Source organism: Thermomonas alba (assembly GCF_022419205.1).
In the GTDB taxonomy this organism is placed as follows: domain Bacteria; phylum Pseudomonadota; class Gammaproteobacteria; order Xanthomonadales; family Xanthomonadaceae; genus Thermomonas; species Thermomonas alba.
In genome coordinates this window covers 1-5,295 of the sequence record NZ_JAJOZU010000015.1, presented here as the reverse complement: position 1 = coordinate 5,295, position 5,295 = coordinate 1, and the positions used below count along the sequence as shown (strand labels likewise).

Sequence of the window (5,295 nt, the reverse complement as noted above, 5' to 3'; positions counted from 1 at the left end):
CGTGCGGGCGATGACGCTGGCGAGAAACGAACTGGCGATCCTGCTCAAGTGCGCGGCGTACAACGCCAAGCGGCTGGTCTGGCTGGTGCGCCATGACCCGTGCGGGTGTGCGCGATGAAGGGAGAGGTGCGCCCGCAGAGCCTGCAAACGCCGTTTTGCAGGGCCTCGGGTGCCCGCCAAGGCGGCGATCACGGGGCTTGGCGGCCCCGAGAACCCCGAACCGAGTGACGCGGGCGCCCTTATTTCGTTCAGCTCTCGGAAATGGGGTTTTGCGAAGTGCCCTGCAGCTCCTCGCGCTTCTCGGCACCCGTGTAGCCGCTGTCGCCGCACACCGTGTCTTCCCGGCCGTGCAGCAGCTTGTGCACCTGCGTCACGTCGGCCACGTTCGCCGCCGTGCATTCCACGTGGTGCACCAGACCGGACGCGTCATCCACGCCGATGTGCGCCTTCATCCCGAAGTGCCACTGGTTGCCCTTCCGGGTCTGGTGCATCTCCGGATCGCGCTCACCGTCCGCGTTCTTCGTCGAACTCGGCGCGTTGATGATCGTCGCATCGACGATCGTCCCCGACCGAAGGCTCAGACCCTTGCGCTGAAGGTGGGCATTGACCTGCGCAAACAGCTTCTCGGCCAAGCCGTGCGTCTCCAGCAGGCGCCGGAAGTTCAAGATCGTCGTCTCGTCCGGGATGTCGTCCAGACCGCCCAGCTGCGCGAATCGCCGCATCACCGGCGTGTCCACCAGCGCCTCTTCCATCGCCGGATCAGACAGCGCGTACCACTGCTGCAGGAAGTGGATGCGCAGCATCGTCGCCAAGGGGTAGGGCTGCCGGCCGGGACGGCCCGATTGCGGGTAATGCGGCTCGATCAAGGCCAGCAGCGCCTTCCACGGCACCACTTGGTCCATCTCCGCCAGGAACACCTCGCGCCGCGTGCGCTTGCGGCCCATCCCCTCGGCATCACCGAACGACAGCTGCATCGAAGTCACCCTTGAAGCGATAACCGATTTTCGCCGAAAGTGGCGGAGTTGTTCAGACCTTCCCTAAATGTGCTTTCGCGTGCAAATTTAATTGGTGCTCTCCCTTTATTCGCTATTGTTATCGGCATTGCGTTGCTTGTTGTGATTGCCATGATGTTTGATGCTAAATCAACAAAGAATCAAGGGGGGGGTAAAGAAGAATAATGGCGTCACCGAATACCGGGGTCGGGTTTTAAGGTGTCCCCACGTTTTCATGTCGCCAATGCCATCTAATCCAGTATCGCTGGCAGTAGTGATCGCACGCGATCCGACCACTATCGGGGTCAGGTTCACTTCCTGATCGTCCATAGAGCAAAAAGCCCCGCCGCGTGCGGGGCTTCTTTCGCATCGATGGCCCTGCGACGATGGTGCAGTATGGCAACGGGCTGAGCGGTGGCCGCAACTACGATGGCAGCGGCCGGCTGACGGGGATCAGCACCAGTGACGTCTCGGGCCCGCTGCAGAGCCTGACCTATGGGTATGACGTGGCGAACCGGATCACGGCGATCACCCACGGGGTGCAAGCGGCGCTGACCCAGCGGTACGGCTATGACGGGCTGGGCCGGCTGACCAGCGCTGCGTTGGCGGGCGGCAACGTGAGCACGTATGCCTACGATGCGGTGGGCAACCGGACGCAGCAGGATGACACCCTGCCGGCGGGGAGCATTCGGTATGTGCTGGCTGGGGACAGCAACCGGCTGCTGCAGGTGATCCGCAACGGCCAGGGGTGGGGGTTGAGCTACGACGCCAACGGGTCGGTGACGGCGTACACGGACAGCGCCGGGGTAAGGCATACCCTGGGGTATGATCCGTTTGGCCGGCTGGCGCAGCATACGGCACAGGGCGCGACCACGTGGTACACGGTGAACGCATTGGACCAGCGGGTGGCCAAGCGCACCCCCAGTGGGTCAAGCCGCTATGTGTATGGGGGGTTCAGCCAGCTGCTGGCTGAGAACACCAACGGCCAGTGGACCAGCTATCTCTACAACGGCGGCGAGCCGGTGGCGCTGGTGCGCAATGACCAGCTCTACTTCCTGCACCTCGACCACCTGGGCCGTCCGCAGCTGGCGACGAATGCCAGCCAACAGGTGGTGTGGAAGGCGGCCAACCGGGCGTTCGACCGCGGCGTCAGCCTCGACACGCTGGGCGGGCTGAACCTCGGCTTCCCGGGGCAGTACTACGATGCCGAATCCGGCCTGTGGCACAACGGCTACCGCGAGTACCTGGCCGAGGCGGGGCGGTATCTGCAGAGCGATCCGATTGGGTTGGTGGGGGGATTGAATACCTATGCCTATGTGGGTGGAAATCCGGTGATGTTCGCCGATCCAGAAGGGTTGGCGTTCGGCGTAAACCTGGGCGAATGCTATGGCGAAGAAGCGGCACAGTACTGGGCCGATAAGGCAACAAAGACTGGAAATCCGCTTTATCACATCCCTGGTGTAATAGCTTCCCTCTGGACGCGTGACACCAGCAATAAAACTGCTATTATCCTTGGCGCAGCATATTTGGTGAGAAATGCCGGCTCTACATGGAGCTTGCGTGATGGCAGTCAGGGGTATACGCCAATTGATGCTGGGAATATTTTTCGCGTCGAGCGGCATATGACAGGCTCTGCCAAGGCCGGTAATAGAGCAATGACATGGCATAGCCATGTCGGAGGGAGCGGACACCTCCCACCTTCGGTCGGCATTGGCATAACCAGCGGACTTGTCGGTCTCGCAGGCGCTGTATGGAACGGAGACGTAGGAAAAAACGACTTTAAGTGCGGGTGCAGCAAATGAGCGAGAAACGAGACGTCAGCCTTGACGAGCTAGAGGCCATACTGTGGCAGAAGCATATAGATGATCACCTCGTTGTTTGCTCATTCGCCAAATCAAGAAGTTTACTTCGATACGCGGGAGTCATAGGGGAAAGCGCAAGATGGAAACTAAAGGTTTTAGAAAGTAGGGGGTCGCTTTCAAATGCACTCACGTGTGCGAAAAATTCAAGGAACGGTTCTTATACAATCGCACTTGTTAGGCGTCTCCCTCAGGATGAAAATATTTGTGAAGGGGGTCTGCTTACTGAGGAGCAAGCGTTTGGTTCGTATGTGCTACTCATTGAGTTCGTTGATGGAAACCCGGTGATCTATGGCGAAAGATCATAGATGAATGTGATGTGCTGCGCTTGGTAGCGGCAAAAAGCGCATCAAGGTAATTTTGCTCAGCCTGGAACCTGCCACGCTGCTGTCCTCACAACCCGGAGACGGGATGGGGATGCGGGCGTGTGATCCCGACGACCCTTACGATTGTCACGAGCCCATACGGATCTCGGTGATCCAGACCACCACCTATCTGGATTACGACGCGTCCGGATTTCTCAGTGCGCGCCGCGGGAGCAATGGCCAGCGGGTGACCTACCATTACAACGCCAATGGCGACCTGGATGCCGAGACCGATGCGCTGGGCAACCAGACCACGTATGGCTATGACCGGCAGCGGCGGCGCAACCGGATCACGGATGCGATGGGCGGCACGACCTGGACCAGCTACACGCCGCTGGGGCAGATCAGTCAGGTGATCGATCCGCGCGGGTTGGTCACGCAGTATGTGTATGACGGTCTGGGCAATCTGTTGAGCCAGACCAGTCCGGACACCGGGACAACCCGGTTGACCTACAACGCCGTGGGGCAGCAGACGCAGCTGCAGCGGGCGGACGGCAGTGTGACGACGTATACCTACGACGCCCTGGGGCGGCCGGCGACCGTGGCGAGTGGCGGTCAGGTGCGCAGGTTCACCTATGACAGCTGCGGCAATGGCAAGGGGCAGCTGTGTCAGGCGACCACGACGGGCGGCACGGCGACCACGACCCGGTTCACCTATACCCCGTGGGGGCAGGTGGCGACCCGGCAGGACAGCGTCAACGGTGCCACCGACACCACCACCTACAGCTACGACGGCATGCAGCGGCTGACGGGGATCCAGTATCCCAGCGGTGTGCGCGTGGGGTATGACTATGCCGACGGGCATCTGTGGCAGATCACGGCCACGGTCAACGGCGTCACGATGCCGGTGGTGGCGTATGGGGAGTATCGTGCCTTTGGCCCTGCGACGATGGTGCAGTATGGCAACGGGCTGAGCGGTGGCCGCAACTACGATGGCAGCGGCCGGCTGACGGGGATCAGCACCAGTGACGTCTCGGGCCCGCTGCAGAGCCTGACCTATGGGTATGACGTGGCGAACCGGATCACGGCGATCACCCACGGGGTGCAGGCGGCGCTGACCCAGCGGTACGGCTATGACGGGCTGGGCCGGCTGACCAGCGCTGCGTTGGCGGGCGGCAACGTGAGCACGTATGCCTACGATGCGGTGGGCAACCGGACGCAGCAGGATGACACCCTGCCGGCGGGGAGCATTCGGTATGTGCTAGCCGGGGACAGCAACCGGCTGCTGCAGGTGATCCGCAACGGCCAGGGGTGGGGGTTGAGCTACGACGCCAACGGGTCGGTGACGGCGTACACGGACAGCGCCGGGGTAAGGCATACCCTGGGGTATGATCCGTTTGGTCGGCTGGCGCAGCATACGGCACAGGGCGCGACCACGTGGTACACGGTGAACGCGCTGGACCAGCGGGTGGCCAAGCGCACTCCCAGCGGGTCAAGCCGCTATGTGTATGGGGGGTTCAGCCAGCTGCTGGCTGAGAACACCAACGGCCAGTGGACCAGCTACCTCTACAACGGCAGCGAACCGGTGGCGCTGGTGCGCAACAATCAGCTGTATTACCTGCACACCGACCACCTGGGCCGGCCGCAGCTGGCGACGAACGGCAGCAAGGCGGTAGTGTGGAAGGCGAACACCTGGGCCTTCGATCGCACGGTGACGCAGGATGGCATTGGTGGGTTGAATCTCGGGTTCCCGGGGCAGTACTACGACACTGAGTCGGGCCTGTGGCACAACGGCTACCGCGAGTACCTGGCCGAGGCGGGGCGGTATCTGCAGAGCGATCCGATTGGGTTGGCGGGGGGATTGAATACCTATGCCTATGTGGGTGGGGATCCGGTGATGTTCACCGATCCGTATGGTTTGTGGGGCGTCGCTGACCTTCCGACTATTCCACAGCCGATCGTAGATTTCCTAACAGGCGTGGCGGATGCCGCGTCGTTAGGGCTGGGGCCATTGGCGCGGAGATATGACCGAATCTGGTGCACGCCCCTGAGTTGAGGAGAGGCGGCGTACCGGGTTGGAATGGGCTTGTCACGAGTCCACCCAACCACGAGGTACGCCACCGTGAGCAACGATAACGT

3 protein-coding genes are annotated in these 5,295 nt (G+C 61.8%); 2 read left to right on the top strand and 1 reads right to left on the bottom strand.

The features are described 5' to 3' along the window. Window positions 1–248 precede the first annotated feature (248 nt). Window positions 249–974, bottom strand: a complete 726-nt coding sequence (locus ML342_RS11425; RefSeq protein WP_439655199.1) for an IS5 family transposase — start codon at window positions 972–974, stop codon at window positions 249–251. Between the two features lie 404 nt (window positions 975–1,378). Here ML342_RS11425 and ML342_RS11420 point away from each other — a divergent pair, with 404 nt between their 5' ends. Together ML342_RS11420 and ML342_RS11415 are read left to right on the top strand one after the other, a co-directional pair. Further along, a complete protein-coding gene (locus ML342_RS11420; RefSeq protein ID WP_240127152.1) occupies window positions 1,379–2,794 on the top strand; it encodes an RHS repeat domain-containing protein in 1,416 nt (471 codons plus the stop codon). Between the two features lie 531 nt (window positions 2,795–3,325). Further along, window positions 3,326–5,212, top strand: coding sequence for an RHS repeat domain-containing protein (locus ML342_RS11415; RefSeq protein WP_240127151.1), 1,887 nt, complete (start codon window positions 3,326–3,328; stop codon window positions 5,210–5,212). Window positions 5,213–5,295 lie beyond the last annotated feature (83 nt).